This window comes from Xenophilus azovorans DSM 13620 (assembly GCF_000745855.1).
In the GTDB taxonomy this organism is placed as follows: Bacteria; Pseudomonadota; Gammaproteobacteria; order Burkholderiales; family Burkholderiaceae_C; genus Xenophilus; species Xenophilus azovorans.
The window spans coordinates 1-21052 of sequence record NZ_JQKD01000066.1 but is presented as its reverse complement, the minus strand read 5'-3'; the positions used below and the strand labels follow the sequence as shown (position 1 = coordinate 21052).

Genomic DNA, 21052 nt, shown 5'->3' with positions numbered 1-21052 from the left:
GGCGCTACCGGGCGCTGGCGGCCGATCTGGGCATCACGATGTCCATGAGCAGGAAGGCCAACGCCTGGGACAACGCGCCGATGGAGAGCTTCTTCAAGACGCTGAAGGTCGAGCGCATCTACCAGGTACGCTACGACACGCGTGCGCAGGCCAGGCTGGACATCGTCGACTGGATCGAGGGCTGGTACAACCGTCAGCGCCTGCACTCGGCCAACGGATTCCTCGCCCCTGTGACCTGGGAGAACGCCCAGTTGGCTGCATGACTTGATGTACGTGGAAACGAGGCAGGGTCAGTCCGCCAGGGTGAGCAGGGACTTCGAGGTGCGGGCAGAATGCCATGCACCATGACCCGAATTCAAATGGACCTTCCCGACGCGATCGCGCAGGACGCACAGGCGGCGGGCTTGCTCACCCCGCAGGCGCTGGAGCGGCTGCTGTCGAACGCGTTGGCGCGTCAGCGCGCGGCCGATGCGTTGCTGGGCCTGGCCGGCGAAGTGGCGGCGGCTGGCGTCGCGCCGATGTCGATGCAGGAGATTACCGCCGAGGTGAAGGCGGCACGCGAGGATCTGCGCAAGCGTGCGGATCGTCATTGACACCAACGTCCTGCTGTCTGCCTTCTTGTGGGGAGGCACGCCGCAGCGGTTGATCCAGCATCTGCGCAACAACACAGCCGAACTGGTCGTCACACCGGCCCTGCTCAACGAGTTCACCGCCGTGATTGCGCGGCCGAAGTTCGCGGCCGTTCTGTCGCGCACGACGCGTACGCCGGCTTCGGTCATCGCGCATCTGCGCACGCTGGCCGCAATCGTCATCGATGCGCCACCGCTGCCGCAGCCGGTGTGCCGCGACCCCAAGGATGACATCGTGCTGGCTTGCGCGCTGGCCGCGCAAGCGCAGTTGATCGTCTCCGGCGACGAGGATCTGCTGAGCATCAAGGTTCACGAGGGCATTGCCATCGTCAATGCGGCCCAGGCCGTGGCCATCATCGAGGCGGCGTAGCGCGCAAGCCGCCTCCAGTGGCGAGTTCGACCTGTGGACAATGTCCCCTCATGCGCCAGGTCGGCGTGGCTGATGCCCGTGGCGGCATCGCGTGTAACGGCCAGGGCCGCTCAGGGGCTGGTCCGCGGGGGTGCGCCACAGCACACCGCCGCCGTCGTTTAGCGCCCCCCGAGGTGCGCAAAGGAATGCACGGCCTTTCTCGCCGCCGCGCCAAAGCTCAGCGCGCCGGAATCGTGAAGTAGGTTGCACAAACACCGATTGGGAAGAAGGACCGGCAAGCGGCAGTCCCTACACTCGCGCTCACCCGAGTTTCAAAGCGTGCACTGACCCTGCACCTCCTCCCTGAATCGGGTGAGGTACCCAATCCTCCTTGAGGGCCCGCGATGCGGGCCCTTTTTTCTTTGTCTGCGCCGTCACCGTCACGCGCAGCTGCACTTCTTGAACTTCCTGCCGCTGCCCAAGGGGCACAGTTCGTTGCGGCCGATCCTGGCCCTCGCATAGGCCGCTTCCTGCCGCCGCGCTAAAGCCTTCACCCGCCCGCTGGATGTATTGGCCTGAGCCGATGAGATCGGAATCGGACAGACCAGCAAAGCGGGGGAGGAACGAGCGATGGGATTGGGCTGGCTGGCAGCGGGCGGCGTGGCTGGTGCGCTCGCAGGCGTGTCGCTGATCCTGCGGTGCAGGGCGTTGCAGGGTGCGCGCAAGGCGCGGGCCGTACCCGTTCCCGTGCATGCACCGCTCGCCCTGGGCACGCCGACGGACTTCGCGCAGCCCCGCCCGCGTTGGCGCCACGGCCGCACCGACAAGCTGCCCGAATGGGCCGTGGAGTTCTTCGTCGCCCACTACCGGCGCCACACCAACGGCTACCGCAAGACGGCCGCGCAGTTCTGCCAGTTGCATGGGCATGAGGGTTGGACGGCCTGCGCCAGCACGGTAGCAAAGTACATCAGGAAGGCCGAGGCGCGCGAAGAAGCCGCGAGGACGCGCTGCCGTCATCGGATTCCCGAGCCGCAACCGGCAAATACCGAGTGGTGCCTGGACATGACGGGCAAGGTGGATGTGCAAGGTCGCCTGCACACCGTGCTCGGCGTGATGGACCGGGGCACGCGCGCCTGTTTGTACTTGAAGCGAATGATCGGGCAGGACACGGCGGCGGTCCTGGCGGTCATCCGCCAACTGATCGGGCAGCACGGCACGCCTGAGCGCATCCGCACCGACAACGCCAGCGTGTTCACCTCGGCACGGTTCACCCGGGCCATGAAGGCGCTGGGCATCCGCCATGTGCGCAACCGCCTCGCCAGCCCCTGGCAGAACCGCATCGAGCGCATGTTCGGTACCTTGAAGAGCCGGCTTCAATGGATCAGGCTGCGCGATGGCAGGCATCTGGACGAGCTGCTGAAGACGTGGGTGACTTGGTACAACCACGCCAGACCGCACCAGCACCTGCACGGCTGGACGCCCGCCCAGGCGTGGCAGGGCGTCAACCCCTTCACCACCCGGCCCACCAGGGTCACGCCTTTTCATCCCCAGGTATGGCGCGGCCTGCTCACCGGCTACCTGATCGAGCGCGAGCGATGTTGATCGAGCCAGCCAGCGGAACGAACAACCCAATGAAAGTGCATGCGCAAGGCGGCGTAGGAGTAGCTGCGAGCGCATGCCGGAAATTGCTCAAAAACTAGGCAAGCAACGAACACGAAAGACGCGGCGAAACACTGAAGACCGACCCAGCCGACACCCAGCCGGCCGTGCCGGCTCGAAAAAGCAAGCCCCCGACAGGCCAGCGCAGCGGTGTGCGAGCTTCGTACGGCACACCAGCTAGACTGCCGCGAATGCGGGAAGCCCTCCGCAGCATCGGAATCACGCAAAAAAGATACCAAGAACGATACAGGATCGACCGATGAGAAAAAATCCCAATGAAATCAACACGGTAGACAAAACTTGAAAATCGCCACCTGGAACGTCAACTCCCTCACCGCCCGCCTGCAGCACGTGCTGGACTGGCTCATCGCCAACCCGGTGGATGTGCTGTGCCTGCAGGAACTGAAGATGAGCGACGACAAGTTCCCGCTGGAGGTGCTGCAGTCCGCCGGCTACCACGCCGCCGTGTTCGGGCAGAAAACCTACAACGGTGTCGCCATCCTCAGCCTCTCGCCGGTGCGCGACGTGGCGAAGAACATCGGCGGCTTCACCGACGAGCATTCGCGCGTCATCAGCGCCACGTTGGACACGGCGGCCGGCCCGCTGCGCGTGGTCAACGGCTACTTCGTCAACGGCCAGGCGCCGGGCACCGAGAAGTTCGAATACAAGATGAGCTGGCTGCGCGCCCTGCGCGACTGGCTGCGCGAGGAGATGGCGGCCCACCCCGAACTCGTGCTGCTGGGCGACTTCAACATCGCGCCGGAAGACCGCGACAGCTTCGACCCGGTCGGCCTGGCCGAGACCATCCACCACACCAGCGAGGAGCGCGCGCACTTCAAGGCGCTGCTCGGCCTGGGACTGGTGGACAGCTTCCGCCTCTTCGAGCAGCCCGAAAAGAGCTTCTCGTGGTGGGATTACCGCATGCTCGGCTACCAGAAGAACCGCGGCCTCCGCATCGACCACATCCTGGTGAGCGAGCCGCTGGTGCCGCGTGTGCGCGGCTGCACCATCGACCGCGTGCCGCGCAAATGGGACAAACCCAGCGACCACGCGCCGGTGGTGCTCGACCTCGAGGTGGCTGCCTGATGGGCGCGCCGTCGGCACCGCGCGCCTTCGCACTGGCGGGGGCAGCCGCCCTCCTGCTGGCCGGATGCCATGGGCTGCCCTGGATGAAGAAGGACGAGCCGCCGGCCGCGGCCGCCACGCCCGCGCCGAGCGACGACCTGCGGCCCGGCGACGGGGTCAAGGGCGTGCGCCTGATCACCGCGCAGACGCCGGCCGTCAGGGCCTGGCGCAAGGTCGCGGCGCAGCACATCTACAAGGCCTATCCCAAGCGCATCTACAAGGGCAAGATCCCGCCGCTGGTGTATGCCGTGGTGGTGGTCGAGACCGACGTCGACGCCAGCGGCAAGGTGACCAACGTCACCTTCAGCCGCACCCCCAGCCATGCGCCGGAAGTGCCGCCCAAGATCGCCGCGCTGATCCGCGCGACCTCGCCCTTTCCCAGCCCGGGCAAGCTGGGCGCCCACACCTACGTCGACACCTGGCTGTGGGACAAGAGCGGCAACTTCCAGATCGACACGCTCACGCTCGGCCAGCGCAGCCGGTAGCGGTCAGCGGCCCGCGTCGCCGTCGCCGTCGCGGTCGAGATCCAGCTCCGCGATCTTGCGGGTGATGGTGTTGCGGCCGATGCCCAGCTTCTGCGCCGCCTCGATGCGGCGCCCGCGGGTGAAGTGCAGCGCGGTGAGGATCAGGCGCGACTCGAAGCGGCGCACGAGCACGTCCCACACGTCGTGGCGCCCCTCCGCCAGCAGGGCCTGCGCCTCGCGCTCCAGCAGGTCTTCCCAGCCGGCCTGCGCAACGGGCGCGGCCTGAAGCGGCGCCGGTGCGACCGGCGCCGCAACGACGGCGGCAGGCTCGACGACCTCGGCCACATGAGGCGGCGCGGCAGGCGCCGCGGGAAACTCCGTCGCCGCCCTCGTCGTCACTTCCGGCGGCAGGTCCTTGGGTTCGATCACCTGCGCCGGCGCCATCACCGTGAGCCAGTGGCAGATGTTCTCCAGTTGCCGCACGTTGCCGGGGAAGCCGAAGGCCGCCAGTTGCGCCAGCGCCGCGTCGGAGATGCGCTTGGGCTCGACGCCGAGTTGCCTGGCGCTTTGCTGCAGGAAGTGGCGCGCCAGCGCGGGCACGTCCTCCTTGCGCTCGCGCAGCGCCGGCAGGCGCAGGCGGATGACGTTGAGGCGGTGGAACAGGTCTTCGCGGAAGGCGCCCTGCTTGACGCGCTGCTCCAGGTCCTGGTGGGTCGCCGCGATCACGCGCACGTTGGCCTTCACGGCGTTGTGCCCGCCCACGCGGTAGAAGTGCCCGTCGCTGAGCACGCGCAGCAGGCGCGTCTGCAGGTCGAAGGGCATGTCGCCGATCTCGTCGAGGAACAACGTGCCGCCCTCGGCCTGCTCGAAGCGGCCGCGCCGCATGGTCTGCGCGCCGGTGAAGGCGCCGCGCTCGTGGCCGAACAGCTCGGACTCCAGCAGGTCCTTCGGGATGGCGGCGGTGTTGATGGCGATGAAGGGGCCGCTGGCGCGCGGCGAATGCTTGTGCAGCGCGCGCGCCACCAGCTCCTTGCCCGAGCCCGACTCGCCGGTGATGAGCACCGTGACGTTGCTCTGCGACAGCCGGCCGATGGCCCGGAACACGTCCTGCATCGCCGGCGCCTGGCCCAGCATCTCGGGCGCGGCCTGCATGCGCTCCTCGGCCACCTCCTCGCGCTGGCTCTCGTCCACCGCGCGGCGGATCAGTTCGACCGCGCGCGGCAGGTCGAACGGCTTGGGCAGGTATTCGAAGGCGCCGCCCTGGAAGGCCGACACGGCACTGTCCAGGTCGGAGAAGGCGGTCATGATGATGACCGGCAGGCCGGGATGCTTCTGCTTGATCTTGTCCAGCAGGTCCAGGCCGGAGCCGCCGGGCATGCGGATGTCGCTGACGAGCACCTGCGGGCCCTGCATCTCGTCGTCGTTGGCGGCTTCCAGGGCGGCCAGCACCTCGCGCGTGTTGGTGAAGCTGCGCGTGGGCAGGTCTTCACGCAAGAGAGCCTTCTCGAGCACGAAGCGTATCGATTGGTCGTCGTCCACTATCCAGATCGGCTTCATGCAGTTCCTGTCGTCCTTCCTGCTAAGGCAGTGGTATCACTATCTTGAAATCGGTCCGGCCGGGCTGGCTGTCGCACTCGATCACGCCATGGTGCTGTTGAACGAAAGTCTGCGCCAGCGTCAGCCCGAGCCCGGTGCCGCTCTCCCGTCCCGACACCAGCGGATAGAAGATGCGGTCCTTGATGTCGTCCGGCACACCCGGCCCGTTGTCGATGACATGCAATTCCAGTGCCAGTCGCCACCACTGCTTGTTGAGGATCACCTTGCGCACGACGCGCGTGCGGAAGGTGATCTTCGCGTCGCCCGCCTCGCGCCGCTCGGCCAGCGCCTGCGCGGCGTTGTGGGCGATGTTCAGCGTCGCCTGGATGAGCTGCTCGCGGTCGCCGCGGAACTCAGGGATCGAGGGGTCGAAGTCGCGCTCGATCTCCAGGTCGTGCGGGAACTCCGCCAGCAGCACCGAGCGTACGCGCTCGATCACCTCGTGGATGTTCACGTCGCCCACCACGTGCGGGCGGCGGTGCGGCGCGAGCAGGCGGTCCACCAGCGTCTGCAGCCGGTCGGCCTCGTGGATGATGACCTGGGTGTACTCGATCAGGTCGCGCGCCTGCACCTCCATCTGCAGCAGTTGCGCCGCGCCGCGGATGCCGCCCAGCGGGTTCTTGATCTCGTGGGCCAGGTTGCGGATCAGTTCCTTGTTGGCCTGCGCCAGGCCCAGCAGGCGCTCCTCGCGATCGTGGCGCACCTGCTGCTCCTGCGGCGACATCTCGATCAGGATCTCGCCCTTGCGGTCGGTCTGCGCCAGCGTCACCTGCACCGGCAGCGGCTCCTGGGCGCCGCGGCGCAGGAAGGCCTCGTAGCGCAGCGTCGCGAAGTCGTTGTCGCGCACGCCCTCGATGGCGGTGGCGAGCACGCCGGGCTCCAGGAAGCAGGCGCCGAAGGGGCTGCCCTCCAGTGTGCGGCGCGAGGTGCCCATTGCGTCCTCGAGCGCCGAGTTGGCGAACAGCAGCCGGCCGTCGGCCCGGACCACCGCCACCAGCGTCGCCAGCAGGTCGAAGGGCTGGAAACGCCGGGCCGGCGCGGCCGGCTTGCCGAAGGCCATCAGCGCCCGGCCGGCAGACGGCTCAGTTCACGCTGCAGGCCGGCGATGTCGCTCTCGTTGCGCTCGATCTGCGCCTTCATCTCGGCCACGCGGTCCAGGTACTTCTGGTAGTTCTTCTCGTTGCCCTGGCGCTCGGGCTCGCCGTTGTTGTATTCCTTGAGCAGCTCCGCCTGGCGCGACTGGGCCTTCTTCAGTTCGGACTCCAGCACGGCGCGCGCGTCGCTGTCGCGCTGGCGCTGCTCGGTGCTGTCGACCTTCGGGCTGCCGGCCGGGGACGAGCCCCCGGCGCGCGAACCGCCGCCCGAGGACGATGCCGAGGCCGCGGGGCGCGTGCCCTGCACGATGGTGACGTTGCCGCCCTCGACCAGCTTGCAGCCGCGGCGCTGCGCCTCGGCGGTGTTGTTGGTGTATTCGTTGCCGCAGCGCCAGACACGGTCCTGCGCCTGGACTGCCGTGCCGGCCAGCGCGGTGGCGATGAGCAGTGCGGTGAGGGAAAAGATCTTCATGTTCCGGGGCCAGTGAAGCGGAAGGGAGACTTGCATTTTCTTGCAATTCGAGGGAGCACCGATCCGGCGGTTCCCCCTGAAAAGGAAAAAGGACGGCCGAAGCCGTCCTTTTGCCACACCAGCCCTGCGCGCGGCGGGCCGACCCTGGGGCGCTTACAGCGAGTAGTACATGTCGAACTCGACCGGGTGCGGCGCCATGCGGAAGCGCGTCACCTCCTGCATCTTCAGCTCGATGTAGGCGTCGATGAAGGCATCGGTGAACACGCCGCCCTTGGTCAGGAAGCCGCGGCCCTTGTCCAGGTACTCCAGCGCCTGGTCCAGGCTGTGGCAGACGGTGGGCACCAGCGCGTCCTCTTCCGGCGGCAGGTGGTACAGGTCCTTCGTGGCCGCTTCGCCCGGGTGGATCTTGTTCTCGATGCCGTCCAGGCCGGCCATCAGCAGGGCCGAGAAGCACAGGTAGGGGTTGGCCAGCGGATCGGGGAAGCGGGCTTCGATGCGGCGCGCCTTCGGGTTGCTGACGAAGGGGATGCGGATCGAGGCCGAGCGGTTCTTGGCCGAGTAGGCCAGCTTCACCGGCGCCTCGAAGCCCGGCACCAGGCGCTTGTAGCTGTTGGTGCCCGGGTTGGTGATGGCGTTGAGCGCGCGGGCGTGCTTGATGATGCCGCCGATGTAGTACAGGGCCGTGTCCGAGAGGCCCGCGTAGCCGTCGCCGGCGAACAGGTTCTTGCCGTCCTTCCAGATCGACTGGTGCACGTGCATGCCGGAGCCGTTGTCGCCCTGGATCGGCTTGGGCATGAAGGTGGCCGTCTTGCCGTAGGCGTGGCAGACGTTCCAGATCACGTACTTGAGCTTCTGCGTCCAGTCGGCGCGCTCGACCAGCGTGCTGAACTTGGTGCCGATCTCGTTCTGGCCGGCGCCCGCCACCTCGTGGTGGAACACCTCGACCGGGATGCCCAGCGATTCGAGCACCAGCGAGATCTCGGCGCGGATGTCCTGGCTGCTGTCGACCGGGGGCACGGGGAAGTAGCCGCCCTTGACGGTCGGGCGGTGGCCGCTGTTGCCGCTCTCGTACTTCTTGCCGGTGTTCCAGGGGGCTTCATCGACGTCGATCTTGACGAAGCTGCCCGACATGTCGCTGGCCCAGCGCACGTCGTCGAAGATGAAGAACTCGGGCTCGGGGCCGAAGAAGGCGGTGTCACCCAGGCCGGAGGCCTTGAGGTACGCCTCGGCCTTCTTGGCGATGGAGCGCGGGTCGCGGTCGTAGGGCTTGCCGTCGGCCGGCTCCAGCACGTCGCAGGTCAGGTTGAGGGTGGTTTCCTCGAAGAAGGGGTCGATGACCGCCGTGTTCGGGTCGGGCATCAGCAGCATGTCGGAGGCCTCGATGCCCTTCCAGCCGGCAATGGAGGAACCGTCGAACGCGTGGCCGGCCTGGAACTTGTCCTCGTCGAAGTGGGACACCGGCACCGTGACGTGCTGCTCCTTGCCGCGGGTGTCGGTGAATCGGAAGTCGACGAACTTGACCTCGTTTTCCTTGACGAGTTTCATGACGTCGGCGACGGTCTTGGCCATCAGGTTTCTCCTGGAAGGGATGGTGGGTTGAGTGAAGGACAGCGGCAGGGGATGCAGTTTCTGTGCCATTGCGGGGCGCCGTCAGGCCCGCTGGCGGGGCGCCGGAGCGCAGGCGCGGGGCCGCAAATGCACCAATTGTGTGCTCAATTCGTCATCGCACCAATTCGGGGCCGATGCGCGCACCAAAACCGTCCAGGCCGGTGCGAAGCTGCGCGTAAGCCGCATCGAGGCGAGTCGTGTCGCCCTTGACGCCCAGTTCGATGTGGCGCCCGTACTGCGGGTGGTCGACGCTGGGCAGGCTGAACACCTTGACGCCCGGGTGGTCGCGCTCCACCGCCTGCATCAGCGGCGTGAGGCTGGCCTCCATGGCGCCGAAGACGATCACGGAGCGCTCGCTCACGCCCGCCGGGCGGGCCAGGTGCGCGTAGCGGGTGTCCAGCACCCACTCGATCATCGGCCAGGCCATGACCGGGAAGCCGGGCAGGAAGTGCACGTCGCCCACGCTGAAGCCCGGGATCTTGTTGTACGGATTGGGAATGATGGCGGCACCGGCCGGGAAGACGCCCATGTTCAGCCGGTGCACGTTGTCCGGCCGGTCCGGCTCGTAGGGCACGCCCTGCTCGCGGGCGGTGTCCTGCATGCGCTCGCGGATCAGCGCCTCGGCCTCGGGGTGCAGCGCCAGCGGCACGCCCAGGGCGGCGGCGGCGCACTGGCGGGTGTGGTCGTCGGGCGTGGCGCCGATGCCGCCGGTGGAGAAGACGACGTCGCCGCCTGCGAAGGCGCGCTTCAGCACGGCGGTGATGCGCGCCGGATCGTCGCCCACGTACTCCGCCCAGGCCAGCGCGAGGCCACGGGCGCCGAGCAGTTCGATCACCTTGGACAGGTGCTTGTCGGCGCGCTTGCCCGAGAGGATCTCGTCGCCGACGATGATCAGGCCGAAGGCCGGAGATACGGTCATGGCGCGCCCTCCTGCGGCGGCGGCAAGACCGCCGCATCGGCGTCGGCTGCCGTCGCCGCCAGCCCCGCGCGCTGCGCGCGCAGGCGGGCCAGCGCGTCCAGCCCGTAGTGGGCGAACCACAGGGCGGAGAAGGCGAACACCAGCGTGTAGATCCAGATCGCCAGCGGCACCAGCAGGAAGAAGGCGGCGGCGAACAGCAGGCCGGAGGCCCACACGATGCTCGGCGCCGCGCCCAGCAGCCCGCACAGCACGCCGATGCCCAGCAGCGGCCAGCGGTGCGCGCGCAGCAGGGTCTCGCGCTCCTCGCCGCTGGCATGCTCGGCCAGGGCGTCGTAGCTCATCACGCGGGCCGTGAGCCAGCCCCAGATGAGGGGAGGAAGCACCAGCACCAGCGGCGGCACCAGCCACAGCGGCATCGACACCACCAGCGCCACCACCGCCACAAGGGTCAGGCCGATGGAGCGCAGCACGCTGCCGATGAAAGAGGCGCCATGCCGCTGCTCCAGCGCCGGGAAGCGCCGCTCGCCCACCAGCCGGGTCAGGGACGGCGCCATGAAGGCCGCCACCACGACCAGGCACACCAGCACCAGCATCGGCGTGACCGCCAGCACCACCACCAGCGGCGCCAGGACGTTGCGCACGTCGCCGCTGAACAGGCCCTGCAGCCAGCCCCAGAAGCTGGCCAGGAGCGGCCAGGCGTCCAGGGCATCGCGGGTCCAGGCGACGGCGGCGTCCCAGTACAGCCAGGCCAGGCCCAGCGCGAGCGCGGCCATCAGCGCCAGCGGCAGCAGCGACAGGACGATGACGCGGGGGTGCAGGCAGTAGGCGACGGCACGCCAGAAGGAGTCGAGCAGCAGGCGCATCGGGTCGAGCATACCTGCCATGGACTCAGGCCCGTCCGGCCAGCCGCTTCAGTCCCAGCCACTGCTGCGCCCAGAAGCCGCGGCCGTAGTCGCGCACACGGCCCTGCGCGTCGGGCTCGACCTGGTCGCGGATGCCGGTGGGCTCGTAGCGGGCGGAGAAGTCGGCGCTGCCAAAGAGCATGTCCCACCAGGGCAGCAGCACGCCGAAGTTGCGCCCTCCCAGCGTCCTGGGCCCATGCGACTCGTGCCCGACGCCGATGGCATGATGCAGGCGATGGAAGCGCGGGCTGATCCACAGCCGCTCGCCCAGCCGGCCGAAGGCCAGCCGCAGGTTCGCGTGCTGCAGGCTCTGCGATAACTGCATCAACGCGACGGCGGCGACGAACTGCCCCGGCGCCACGCCGATGAGCTGCGCCGCCGCGACGACGACGGCGTCGTGGATCAGGTCGTCCAGCAGGTGGTTGCGGTCGTCGCTCCACATGGTCATCTGCCGCTGCGAGTGGTGCAGCGCATGCAGGCGCCACCACCACGCGAAGCGGTGCTGGCCGCGGTGGATGAGGTATTCGACGAGGTCGAGCACCACCAGGTAAAGGACGAAGGCGACCCAGGGGATGTCGGTGACGCCCGGCCAGAGCTCGTCCAGGTGCAGCGTGCCCCAGCCCCGGCCGCGCAGCCAGCCCAGCACCACATCGAACAGCGGCGTGACGAGGAAGAACAGCGCCAGCCGGAACAGCCCCAGCCGGTGCACGAGCGTGTAGATCACGTCCACCCGCACCGCCTGCCGGTCGCGCACCGGCTCCACCGGGCGCCAGCGCTCCAGCGGGCCGATCACCGCCAGCAGCACGGCGATCTGGACCAGGCCCACCAGCAGCCAGCCGGTGGCGTCGAAGGCGTCCTCCGCCCAGCCGCCCAGGCCGGCGGCATAGACCAGCGGCTGCACGACCGCCTCGAACAGCCATTGCTGCGCGAGGTCGAACGCATCGCTCAGCCACTCCATGACGGCGCTCAGGGGTGCGCGGCGATCCAGGCCGCGTAGTCGGGATGCTCGCGCAGCGTGCGGAAGCAGAAGCCGCGCTCCTTCAGCCCCACGATCAGCGGCTCCAGGTCGGCCGGCGCCCACGGGTCCTGCCGCGACCAGATGCCCAGGTGCGCCAGCAGGATGTCGCCGGGCCGGATGCGTTCCAGCGCCTGCGCCAGCAGCTGGTCGTTGGGGTACTTGTCGCTGGGCAGCTCGTCGCCCAGGAAGCCGGCCGGCGACCACCCGACATGGGCAAAGCCGCACTGGCGGGCAGCCGCCAACAGCTTCGGCGAGGTCTTGCCGCCCGGCGCGCGGAAGAGCGGCAGCGGCTTCCTGCCCGTGATGTGCTCCAGCCGGTCGGCCGCCTTGGCGATGCTCTCGCAGTACTGGGCCGCGCTCCAGGTGAAGGTGCGGCCGGCGAAGGCGCCTGCCGAGGGCCGGATACGGAAGCGCGGCGTGAACGTGGCCCCCACGCTCCCCGCTGCGCGTGGTTCGCTGTCCCCCGAGGGGGCGCTCGCCGCCTTGGGGCGGCCCGGCGGCGGCTCGATGCCTTTCTCGTCGCCGCGCCAGTAGGCATGGTCATAGGTGTGGGAGGCGAACTCGTGCCCTTCGGCCGCCCTCGCCTTCCACCACGGCGCCCAGCGGTTGTCCAGGCTGTCGCCGCCGTCCTGCGTGCGCTCGGCGGCGGCGAAGAAGGTCACGCGCACCTGCTGGCGCCGCAGCACCTCGGCCACCAGCGGTGCGATGCCCATGTGCCCGGTGTCGAAGGTCAGGTAGACCGGCTTGTCGCAGCCGCTGCCCTGCACACCGGCGCCCGCGGGCAACGCCGCCGCCACGCACAGCGCCGCGGCCGCCAGCAGGCGGGGGAGGTCAGCGGCGGCGGGCATGATCAAGCGTCCACACGCCATGAGGCGAGCGGCCGACGCCGATGGTGCGCGAGACCTTGCCGGCGCTCAGGTCCACCACGCTGAGCTTCTTGGCCCAGCGCGAGGTGACGTACAGCGTCTTGCCGTCGGCCGAGACGTCCATGCAGTCCGGCCCGCCCGGCACCGGGTAGGTGGCGCTGACGGTGAGCGTCGCGATGTCGATGCGGCTGATGCTGTTGGCCACCCGGTTGCTGACGAAAACCGACTTGCCGTCGCCTGCGCTGCGGAAGGCATGGGCACCCTTGCCTGTCAAGATCTTGCCGATCAGCTTCGGCTCCCTGCCCGCCACGTCGAAGACCTGCACGCCGTCGCTGCCCGTCAGGCCCACCAGCAGCGTGCGGTCGCCGTGGATGCCGTAGATGTCCGCCGGCATCGGGCCGGTGGGCATGCGCCAGCGGATCGTCTGGGTCGGCAGGTCGACGGCGATCAGTTCGTCGCTGTCCTGCATGGTCACGTAGGCCACGGTGCTGCTGTGGTCGATCCAGATGTGGCTGGGCGTCTTGCCGGTGGCGATGCGCCTGGCCAGTTGCAGGCTGCTGCCGTCCCAGCGGTAGACGTCGACGTGGTTCAGCCGGTTGGCCGCCGTCACGAACCACTTCATGTCGGGCGAGAACTGCAGCTGGTACGGATCGATGATGCCGTAGAGGGTGCGCTGGACGCCGCCGGTGCGCGGGTCGAAGAAGGTGAGCGAGTCGCCGGCGGAGTTGGCGACGATGACGGAGCGCTCGTCGGGCGTCATGTAGATGTGGTGCGGCTCCTTGCCCACCGCCACGCGCGCGCGCTCCGTCCAGCGGGCGGGATCGATCAGGCTGACCGATGCATCGAGCGAATTGAGCACGAACAGCGGAAGCGCCGGCGGGGCCGGCTGGGCCGGCTGGGCCAATGCCACGCCGAGCATCCACGAAAAAGCCGCCCCGATGGCGGCCTGCTTCAACAACCCGGGCAAACACGGCTCCCGCACGAAGTGGCTTCGGCCAGCTAACGCCGCTGCCCCCCTGCGGGTTGACCACGCAGCCGGCGTGGCGGCGCCGGATCATGCCGGCCGCAACAGCGCCAGCGCGCCCTCGTCCAGCCACCGCCACTGGCCCGGCGCCAGGTCCGCCGGCAGGGCCAGGCCGCCGATGCGGCTGCGGTGCAGGCCCGCCACGCGGTTGCCCACCGCCGCCACCATGCGCTTGACCTGGTGGTACTTGCCCTCGGTGAGCGTCAGGCGCAGGTGGCGCTCGTCCACCCGTTCGGCCGCGGCGGCGCGCACGGGGCGTGGGTCGTCGTCGAGCACCACGCCGTCGCACAACCGCCGCATCTGGTCCGGCGTGAAGTCGTGCACGCCCTGCACCTCGTAGACCTTCGGGACGTGCCGCTTGGGCGAACTCATCCGGTGGATGAAGGCGCCGTCGTCGCTGAGCAGCAGCAGGCCGGTGGTGTCCTGGTCGAGCCGGCCAATGGCCTGCACGCCGTCGGTGCCGCCCTTGGCCGGACGCTGCCGCAGCGGCGCGGGCAGCAGCGTGTAGACGCTGGGCCAGGCCGAGGGGCGCTGGGAGCATTCGATGCCGGCCGGCTTGTGCAGCATCAGGTAGGCCTTGGCGTGATACGCCCACGCCTCGCCGCGCACCATGAAGGGCAGGCCCTCGCGCGCATCGACCTCGGCGGCCGCGTCGGTCAGCGTGACACCCTCGACGCTCACGTAGCCCTGCTGCACCAGCCCGGCACAGACGCGCCGCGTACCGAAGCCCTGGCGGTAGAGCAGTTCCTGGATCTCCATCGGCGTGGTCGCCACGTCGCCGCTCAGGCCAGCAGCAGACCCTTGCGCCGCAGGCCCTGCAGCGCCAGCGCCACCTGCTCGCGGGCGAAGGCCTCGGATTCCGCCTCGCCGGTCACGGGCTGGCCGTCCTTGATGAAGCGCAGGCGCTCGGCGCGCGCCTCGGCCTGCAGGTGGGCCGCCAGCTGGGCATGGTCGCGAGCACCGTCGAGCATGGGCAGCAGGCAACGCTCCAGCAGCGACAGGCCGACCGACTCGTGCCACTGGTTGCACACCAGCGCGGTGGGCGCGGTCAGCGACGCGAGCGTGGGCGACTGCCGCACCGACATCAGCGCCTGGGGCTTGTCCGGCACCTGGGCCGCCGTGATGACCGGCGAGCGACGGAAGCGCACGGCGCCGATGATGAGCAGTTCCTCCAGCATGGCCAGCACCGGCGCTTCGACGGCGGCGCGCGGCTCGCCGACGCGCGAGGACACGGCGTCGACCAGCGCATCGACCGAAATCGTCGCCGGATGGCGCTCGTCCAGCACCTGGGCCACGGCCTTGTGCACCGGCAGGCGCAGCGTCACGCGCAGGCCGCGCTGCGCGGTGGCGGGCTGCTCGTGCGTGTCGAGCGTGAGCGGCTGCCCGTCGGCCGCGGCGAAGACCCCGGCATAGTGCAACTGCCGCAGCCGGTCGCGGTCCAGACGGTAGCGAACCCCGGCCGCGCGCGCCTGCGGCACCAGCAAGCTCTGCCGGAAGGTGCGGTTGACCAGGAAGTCCAGGTACTGCTCCATCATGATCTGGCTGCCGCCGCATTCGCGCAGCAGCGGCTCGCGCACCTTCTCGCCGTAGTTCTGCACGAACATCGTCGAGGGCTCGGCATCGCACAGGTAGGCCAGGCCCTGGTCAGCGGCGTGCTGGACGAACTCCTTGAAGTAGCACGGCGCGTTGCACGGCTCCAGGAACTCGTGCAGCAGGTACGACTCGTTGGAGCCGCGCACAATCGGCATCGTCTCTTCCAGCGTCTTTTTGAGCACGCTGTCCGGCCGCGCCGACTGCTCGAGGAATTCGAGCATGCCGCGCGCGTAGGCCAGCTTTTCCTGCGGCGCGTCGCGCGGGCCGCCGCGCAGGATCATCGCGTCGCGCACGATCTCGCGCGCCTTCCAGCCCGGGTAGACGTTGTAGCTCACGTAGGCGACGCCCGTGGGTGCCAGGTTGCGCGCGCACACGCGCAGGATCGCCTCCTGCACCTGGGGCGGCACCCAGCTGTAGACGCCGTGGCAGATGATGTAGTCGAACGTGCCGAAGCTGTCGTCGATGTCGGCGATGCTCAGGGCACGCATCTCGACATTGCTCACCCGCATGCGGGCCTGCGCCTCCTGGCCGAGCCGGATCTGCACCTGCGACAGATCCACGCCGACCACCTTGGCCAACGGATGCCGCGCGCCCATCGGCAGGAGGTTGCCGCCGGCGGCGCAGCCCAGTTCGAGCACGCGCGCCTTCGCCGGCGCCGGCGCCTCCAGGCCGAACAGCCAGGCCAGCGCCTCCAGGTGCTCGATCGACGTCTGAGGGAAGGGGTGCGAATCGTAGGGCACCTCGTCGTAGTAGCTCGTGAGCGTGCGAGTCAGCGTATCCGTCATCCCTTGTCCTCCTCAGTTGAAACACCCGTGCACAAAAAAGCCGGGTGCCTTGGCACCCGGCCATTCGATTGTGTGGTGGGCTGGGGTCACTCACATTTCCTGGGGAATGTTGCTTTTCTCACGAAAGTTACCCGGCAAGTTACCCGGTCAGCACCACGTCTAACAATCTTACCGAAAGCGCCACCGGATACATTCGCCCGTTTCGCTCACCATCGCAGGCATGGGGACAGCCGTCCCTGACAACCTGATGTCGAAGCGCCCAGCCATCCACGTGGTCACCTGCCTCTGGACTGCACACTTCCCAGCCCGCGCCCGCGCGGGTGCCCGATTCGCTACCCTGGCACCATGCCCGACCACCCCACCGACCCTTCGGCCGAACGCGCCTTCGCGCACGCGCAGCAAGAGGCCGACCGGACCTACCTGCAATCGATCATCGACCGCCGCACGAACTTGGTGGACGCCGCCATCGCCGACAACCTCATGACGATCTTTCCGCGCGCGTTGCCCGGGACGGCCATGGAGGCGATGTTCGAGCGCGCCTGCCACGTCTACACCATCGCTGTGGCGTCAGCCGGCTATGCATGCCTCACTCGCGAGGTATGCCGCGCCGCGAGCGAGGGGACGCTGGGAGAACTGCAGGACCACTTCGAGGCCGACCGGGAGGACGACGAGGATCAATAGGTGGCACAGTGGCCGAGATCAGGTAACTTCGGCCGATGCGCTTTGCGATCCCCTCCGTCTCCCTGGCACTCGCCTTGGCCGCCCTGCCTGCCGCCGGGCAGCAAGTCTACCGCTGCGAATCTGGTGGCAAAGTGGCCTACTCCGATGCCCCCTGCATCGGCGCCAAGGTCATCGACGCCACCCCCACCCAGGGCATGGACAAGATGGCCGGCCGGTCACGCAAAGGTCGAGAGGTCCAGCGCTCCGAAATGAACCGGCAGTTCGACGAGGCCCTTCACCCACTTCACGGTCGGTCTCACGAAGAAATGAACGTGTTGCGCAAGCGGGTGTACTTATCCGGCCGAGATCGGCAGCAATGCGTTCGCCTGGACGGTCTTCTGCCGACTCTCGAAGCCGACGCCGCGCGCGCCACTGGCCCAGCCAAGGCTCGCGCCGATGTGGACCTCTACAAGGCCAGAAAGCAGTTCTTCGACCTCAAGTGCTGATTCGCCGCTTGCGGAGCCGAAAGATGGGGGGCGCATTCATCCGCTTGAAACCCCATTCGTCTGGGCATTCACGCTCCTGTTGGCGGGTCCGCTCTCGTGGCCGCGAAGGCAATGGTGCCTGCCGCCGTGACCACAGCAAGACGCGTCTCGGCCGCCAATTTGCGATAGCTGTCTTTCGCCCAATTCGCATACTTGTTGTCCAAGTAGGCAGCCTCCCCAAGAAGGCCACAGAGAATTCGGCTGAGACGCGCACGCTCGCCAGGATCGGTCTCTGCAACAAGTCGCTGCTCAACGCGGCGCGCCTTGAAAAAGCGGGCGTCGGGCACTGCCAACTTTCCGTCGGCGATAACTACGCCCGTGACGTGCTTGGGCTTCCCCTTACGAAACACTCGGCTCTTCGAGGCGTGAAGGCGCTGGGCATGAGCAGCGACTATGGAGTCAACGCGCCGACCCAGGCTCGGCGGGATTTGCGGCCCAGAGAAAGTCAAATCGTCGACGTAGCAAGTGAAAACGAGACCAAGTTCTTGCGCCAGCCGGTGCAAGGCATCAAAAAGAGGCTTGTTTGCGTATACCGACATGATCGGGCTCGCTGGACTGCCGGTCGGAAGGCAACCCAGTGCCTCCGGGGTAGCGCGAAAGCAGAGTAGTCGAGCGAGCAGGTGTGCGACATCCGCTGCGCACTTCATCTCCCGAAAGAAGAAGTGGTAGACGTGTGCGTGCGTCGTTGATGGGTAGAAGTTTTCGATGTCGAAAGTAGCGATCTCGTCACCATGCTGGTGTGCCGCAGCATTGGTCCGATAGGACCGCCCCTTGACGGCGGCGTGCGCATATTCCACGAGCAACACCCGCGACAACAAATCACCGATCCGTTGATGAACGCGCTTTAGCGCCTTCTTCGGCTCGGCGACGTCACGGGCCTTCGTTCGCTTGCCCGTGAACTCACAGACAGAAGCTTCCAATCTAAACTGACGATATTGACCATCCTCACTCAGGTCGACTAGATCCCGCTGTTTGAGCAACAGCACAGAGGCCAACTTCGCCTTCGACCCCACCTTGAACAACGCGCATTGATTCAAGGCGTAGCCAGCCATATCACGCCTTCACGGGAACGTTCTTCTTCCTCGCGGTGCGGGATGCCCAGTCGAGCAACGTCAGCACCTTCTTCCCGACGGACGTGCGAACGGCTGAGGTAAAGCGATTGGCGTCCAAGCTCTCGGAGAAGAAGAGCAACGAAGACATAGGAATGTCAAATCGCTCGGCGTACTTCGCCAAAACTTCCAGTGACGGAGTCTTCTTGCCTGATTCCACTTCCGAAAGGAACGAGTTCGAAACGCCCAACTCATAGGAAAGCTGGGTCTGCGTTAGATCGTGATAGACACGGATGAGTCGGAGCGCTTCGCCAAGCATTGGCTCTCCTATTCCTTAAAAGAATCGAGGTAAGTCTCAGACTACGAGTGGTGCTGCCACCACGTGTAGGCCTTGACGGCGAGATCGAGCAGGCGCCCGACACCTCCGACAAAGTTCATGCACGCGTGCAGCAGGGCAAGACTCGAAGGTCGCTGCTTTTCGCAGCTTCCATCGCGCCGCCCTCCTGCACTCTCGTTACTCTTCGACAGCCGTGCTCCGGCGGGTTTCAGTTTTGACATAGTTCTCCTTCAAGAACAGTGTTGACAAAGCGACCTGGAGCAGGATTGCCCTAGGCCTCTCGCACGCCCACCAACTGTCAAAACAAGAGAGAAGCACGACTCTTTCCCTCGGCTCGATTAACGCGTCGGGCTCTCGCCGACGCGCCTATCCCCTGCAACCGGAAAGACACGCATGGGACGGATTAGAAGCTTGCGCCTCCACGGAGCTTTCACTCCACCAATCGCGAGATTGGATCTCTTACCGCTGCAGCGGAGTATGGGGGAAAGTTTTTCTGGTGTCAACAAGAAAATTCGCCTGGAGCGAACCTTTTTCCCGCCACTCCCACCCGTGCGCCCATACTGACGCCCGACGCCGCTGACGCCAATGTCGCCCTCGCTGTACCGGCAAGCTGCCGAGTTGGCCGGCCAGGCTGTATGGCCCACAATGGGCTATGAAGCTTGGTCGGGTGGCGGAGCCGAACATGCGCCTGTTCTGTCCTCGGCCTTCACCAACTCGGCAGTCCCGGGGTCGTAGATGTAGCTGGTGATGCTCCCATCCTTGATGCGCGCGACGGCCTCGTCGATCACGAACAGCGGAACAAGAAACCATTCCTCGGGCTGCACAGGATGACCAAAGCGGTCATTGATGGTGATGTTCAACCGCGCAGGGGCGAACAGCCTGTGGAACAGGTTCTCCATCCGGGTGCGGTTGATGCCCGCGAGCTTGTAGGTCGCTACCACTTCGACCTTCGCCAGCAGGTAGGTGGAGTCGTGTTCGGCGTTGGCGATGCGCGTCTCCACCCTGCCCCCAGTCACGCCGACCTTGTGGATGATCTCGCGGTGCTGCGCGACATAGGGATGATCGGAGAGGGAGCGCAGGACGTAGATCGTGCCGCTTTCGACATCATCGGCTTCAAGCTCTCCGCCGAAGGAGAGTTGCCCGCTCTCGGGCGAGGCCAGCCGCCGCGCGGCGGGGTCGTTGTAGAACGCTCGCTGGAGCGAGCGCAGCAGCAGATTGCTCTCGGTGCCGTTGGAGAAGATGAGGCGCAGGCGGCGGTCCACTTCCCCGGCGGTGGTCTTCAATGGCTCGCCGACCTCGGCAACGTAGAGCGTAATGCCATCGAGAACGAAAAAGTCCCCGGCCTCAATCGCGCGGCGGCCCGCTTCGATGGGCTGGGACTGGCGCATACCGGTTTTGACCTCCGCTTGCACGCGCTCGAACAAGGGTCGAAAGGTCTCGAAGTCCTCGCAGGGCTTGCGATCCGCGATCTCCTCGGCCGCGCGCTTGTCGGCGCTGGTGCGGACATGGCGTAGAACCGTGATGTCGTCCGCCTCGGCTACGCCCGCCAACTCGGCAGCCAGGTCGTCGACATCGATGGCCTCATCTCCCGGCACGGCAGTGGCTGTCGCAGCGGCAAGCAAGCCCTGATAGTCCAGCGGCTCAAGCAGGGCGCGGCAGTCCGGCAGCGCGCGCAAGCGGTCCAGACGCACGGCATACAGGCGCTCGAATATGTCGCAGTCTTCGCCATGCTGCGGCGCACGGCCGTGCTGCTCTGTGAAGCGTTGGATTTCCTCGAAGCCCGCGATGACGCGCTCCTCACTGGCCGGCCGTCCGCCCTTCTTTTCAGGCGGTGCGAACTCAGCAAGCTCCGCAGCGAGTTCGTCAAGATCGGAGTTACTCATAGCGTCCCTCCGCCTTGAAGCGCATGAAGGCGGCCGCGCCTTCGGCCATGCGTCGCTCCCAGGCATCCTGAGAATCGAGCGCAGGAATGCGGCCGCGTTCCTTCTTAAACTGGACGGCGCGAACGGCCATCTCCTTCGCCTCGTCCGGCGTCAGGCTCGTGCGCTTGGCCGAGATGGCCGCCGCGACCTGCTTCAAGCTGTCCTCGCTCATGGTCTTGGCAAGGATGGCGTAGGCTTCCCCGAAGGGGTTGATGCGGTCGATCAGGTCGATGTCCAACTCGCGCACGTCCATCGCGAAGCGGCGCACGCCGTCGATCAGGGCGGTGTTGGGCGACCCATCGCTCTCGCCTTCGGTGACAAGCCGCTTGGCCTGCTGCGTGAGGTTGAGGGCGGCGATGGCGTGCTGGCGCACGGCCTCCTGATCTTCGGCGTCAAGCTCGGGATACTTGTCCTTGATGATCTTGCCCATGCGAAC

Annotated in this window: 22 protein-coding genes and 1 pseudogene; 8 read left to right on the top strand and 15 right to left on the bottom strand. The window is 67.3% G+C overall.

What is annotated here, in order from left to right; genetic code table 11:
* The 6 genes from Q392_RS23790 to Q392_RS23765 all read left to right on the top strand — a co-directional run.
* Window positions 1–263, top strand: a 263-nt coding sequence (locus Q392_RS23790) for an integrase core domain-containing protein (RefSeq protein ID WP_157008184.1), incomplete at its 5' end; no start/stop codon positions are given.
* Between the two features lie 96 nt (window positions 264–359).
* Window positions 360–593, top strand: a complete 234-nt coding sequence (locus tag Q392_RS23785) for a hypothetical protein (protein WP_211260287.1) — start codon at window positions 360–362, stop codon at window positions 591–593.
* The gene (locus tag Q392_RS23780; protein ID WP_038213481.1) at window positions 577–999 is read left to right on the top strand and encodes a putative toxin-antitoxin system toxin component, PIN family; all 423 of its coding nucleotides are present in this window, start codon (window positions 577–579) and stop codon (window positions 997–999) included. Before Q392_RS23785 ends, Q392_RS23780 begins: the two co-directional genes overlap by 17 nt.
* Window positions 1000–1608: 609 nt before the next feature.
* Window positions 1609–2580, top strand: coding sequence for an integrase core domain-containing protein (locus Q392_RS23775; RefSeq protein WP_038213478.1), 972 nt, complete (start codon window positions 1609–1611; stop codon window positions 2578–2580).
* A gap of 357 nt (window positions 2581–2937) precedes the next feature.
* Entirely contained in the window at window positions 2938–3723 is a 786-nt protein-coding gene (gene xth / locus Q392_RS23770) for an exodeoxyribonuclease III (protein ID WP_038213475.1), read from the top strand.
* Window positions 3723–4247, top strand: coding sequence for a hypothetical protein (locus Q392_RS23765; RefSeq protein ID WP_038213467.1), 525 nt, complete (start codon window positions 3723–3725; stop codon window positions 4245–4247). The genes xth and Q392_RS23765 overlap by 1 nt, the downstream gene beginning before the upstream one ends.
* Before the next feature lie 3 nt (window positions 4248–4250).
* Here Q392_RS23765 and ntrC read toward each other — a convergent pair whose 3' ends face one another.
* The 11 genes from ntrC to Q392_RS23710 all read right to left on the bottom strand — a co-directional run bounded on the left by ntrC (window position 4251) and on the right by Q392_RS23710 (window position 16103).
* A complete protein-coding gene (ntrC, locus tag Q392_RS23760) occupies window positions 4251–5783 on the bottom strand; it encodes a nitrogen regulation protein NR(I) (RefSeq protein WP_038213464.1) in 1533 nt (510 codons plus the stop codon).
* A 22-nt stretch (window positions 5784–5805) separates the two neighbouring features.
* On the bottom strand, window positions 5806–6882 hold the full coding sequence (gene glnL / locus Q392_RS23755) for a nitrogen regulation protein NR(II) (RefSeq protein ID WP_038213461.1): 1077 nt from the start codon (window positions 6880–6882) through the stop codon (window positions 5806–5808).
* Window positions 6882–7388: a hypothetical protein gene (locus tag Q392_RS23750; protein ID WP_038213458.1), complete on the bottom strand. Its 507-nt coding sequence runs from the start codon at window positions 7386–7388 to the stop codon at window positions 6882–6884. Before Q392_RS23750 ends, glnL begins: the two co-directional genes overlap by 1 nt.
* A gap of 153 nt (window positions 7389–7541) precedes the next feature.
* Window positions 7542–8957, bottom strand: coding sequence for a type I glutamate--ammonia ligase (gene glnA, locus Q392_RS23745; protein WP_038213455.1), 1416 nt, complete (start codon window positions 8955–8957; stop codon window positions 7542–7544).
* A 151-nt stretch (window positions 8958–9108) separates the two neighbouring features.
* Window positions 9109–9915, bottom strand: coding sequence for a competence/damage-inducible protein A (locus Q392_RS23740; protein ID WP_038213451.1), 807 nt, complete (start codon window positions 9913–9915; stop codon window positions 9109–9111).
* Window positions 9912–10778, bottom strand: coding sequence for an EI24 domain-containing protein (locus tag Q392_RS23735; protein WP_038213490.1), 867 nt, complete (start codon window positions 10776–10778; stop codon window positions 9912–9914). The genes Q392_RS23740 and Q392_RS23735 overlap by 4 nt, the downstream gene beginning before the upstream one ends.
* A gap of 25 nt (window positions 10779–10803) precedes the next feature.
* Window positions 10804–11775 (bottom strand): sterol desaturase family protein, encoded by a 972-nt coding sequence (locus tag Q392_RS23730; RefSeq protein WP_038213448.1) that lies wholly within the window; start codon window positions 11773–11775, stop codon window positions 10804–10806.
* Between the two features lie 8 nt (window positions 11776–11783).
* A complete protein-coding gene (locus tag Q392_RS23725; protein WP_038213446.1) occupies window positions 11784–12683 on the bottom strand; it encodes a polysaccharide deacetylase family protein in 900 nt (299 codons plus the stop codon).
* The gene (locus Q392_RS23720) at window positions 12667–13620 is read right to left on the bottom strand and encodes a YncE family protein (RefSeq protein WP_084217360.1); all 954 of its coding nucleotides are present in this window, start codon (window positions 13618–13620) and stop codon (window positions 12667–12669) included. The genes Q392_RS23725 and Q392_RS23720 overlap by 17 nt, the downstream gene beginning before the upstream one ends.
* Window positions 13621–13755: 135 nt before the next feature.
* On the bottom strand, window positions 13756–14484 hold the full coding sequence (locus Q392_RS23715; RefSeq protein WP_038213443.1) for a 16S rRNA pseudouridine(516) synthase: 729 nt from the start codon (window positions 14482–14484) through the stop codon (window positions 13756–13758).
* Between the two features lie 23 nt (window positions 14485–14507).
* Window positions 14508–16103 (bottom strand): methyltransferase regulatory domain-containing protein, encoded by a 1596-nt coding sequence (locus tag Q392_RS23710; RefSeq protein WP_038213441.1) that lies wholly within the window; start codon window positions 16101–16103, stop codon window positions 14508–14510.
* Window positions 16104–16448: 345 nt separating this feature from the next.
* Between Q392_RS23710 and Q392_RS23705 the strand changes: the two genes are divergently transcribed.
* Entirely contained in the window at window positions 16449–16784 is a 336-nt protein-coding gene (locus Q392_RS23705) for a hypothetical protein (RefSeq protein WP_038213437.1), read from the top strand.
* Window positions 16785–16819: 35 nt separating this feature from the next.
* Window positions 16820–17269, top strand: coding sequence for a DUF4124 domain-containing protein (locus tag Q392_RS23700; RefSeq protein WP_051953904.1), 450 nt, complete (start codon window positions 16820–16822; stop codon window positions 17267–17269).
* Between the two features lie 68 nt (window positions 17270–17337).
* Here Q392_RS23700 and Q392_RS32230 read toward each other — a convergent pair whose 3' ends face one another.
* The 4 genes and pseudogenes from Q392_RS32230 to Q392_RS23685 all read right to left on the bottom strand — a co-directional run.
* The gene (locus tag Q392_RS32230) at window positions 17338–18360 is read right to left on the bottom strand and encodes a reverse transcriptase family protein (RefSeq protein ID WP_084217359.1); all 1023 of its coding nucleotides are present in this window, start codon (window positions 18358–18360) and stop codon (window positions 17338–17340) included.
* Between the two features lies 1 nt (window position 18361).
* The gene (locus Q392_RS23695) at window positions 18362–18676 is read right to left on the bottom strand and encodes a helix-turn-helix domain-containing protein (protein WP_038213435.1); all 315 of its coding nucleotides are present in this window, start codon (window positions 18674–18676) and stop codon (window positions 18362–18364) included.
* Between the two features lie 668 nt (window positions 18677–19344).
* Window positions 19345–20577, bottom strand: coding sequence for a GIY-YIG nuclease family protein (locus Q392_RS23690; RefSeq protein ID WP_051953903.1), 1233 nt, complete (start codon window positions 20575–20577; stop codon window positions 19345–19347).
* Window positions 20570–21052: pseudogene (locus tag Q392_RS23685) on the bottom strand (DEAD/DEAH box helicase); the annotation flags it as partial. The gene Q392_RS23690 and the pseudogene Q392_RS23685, both read right to left, overlap by 8 nt.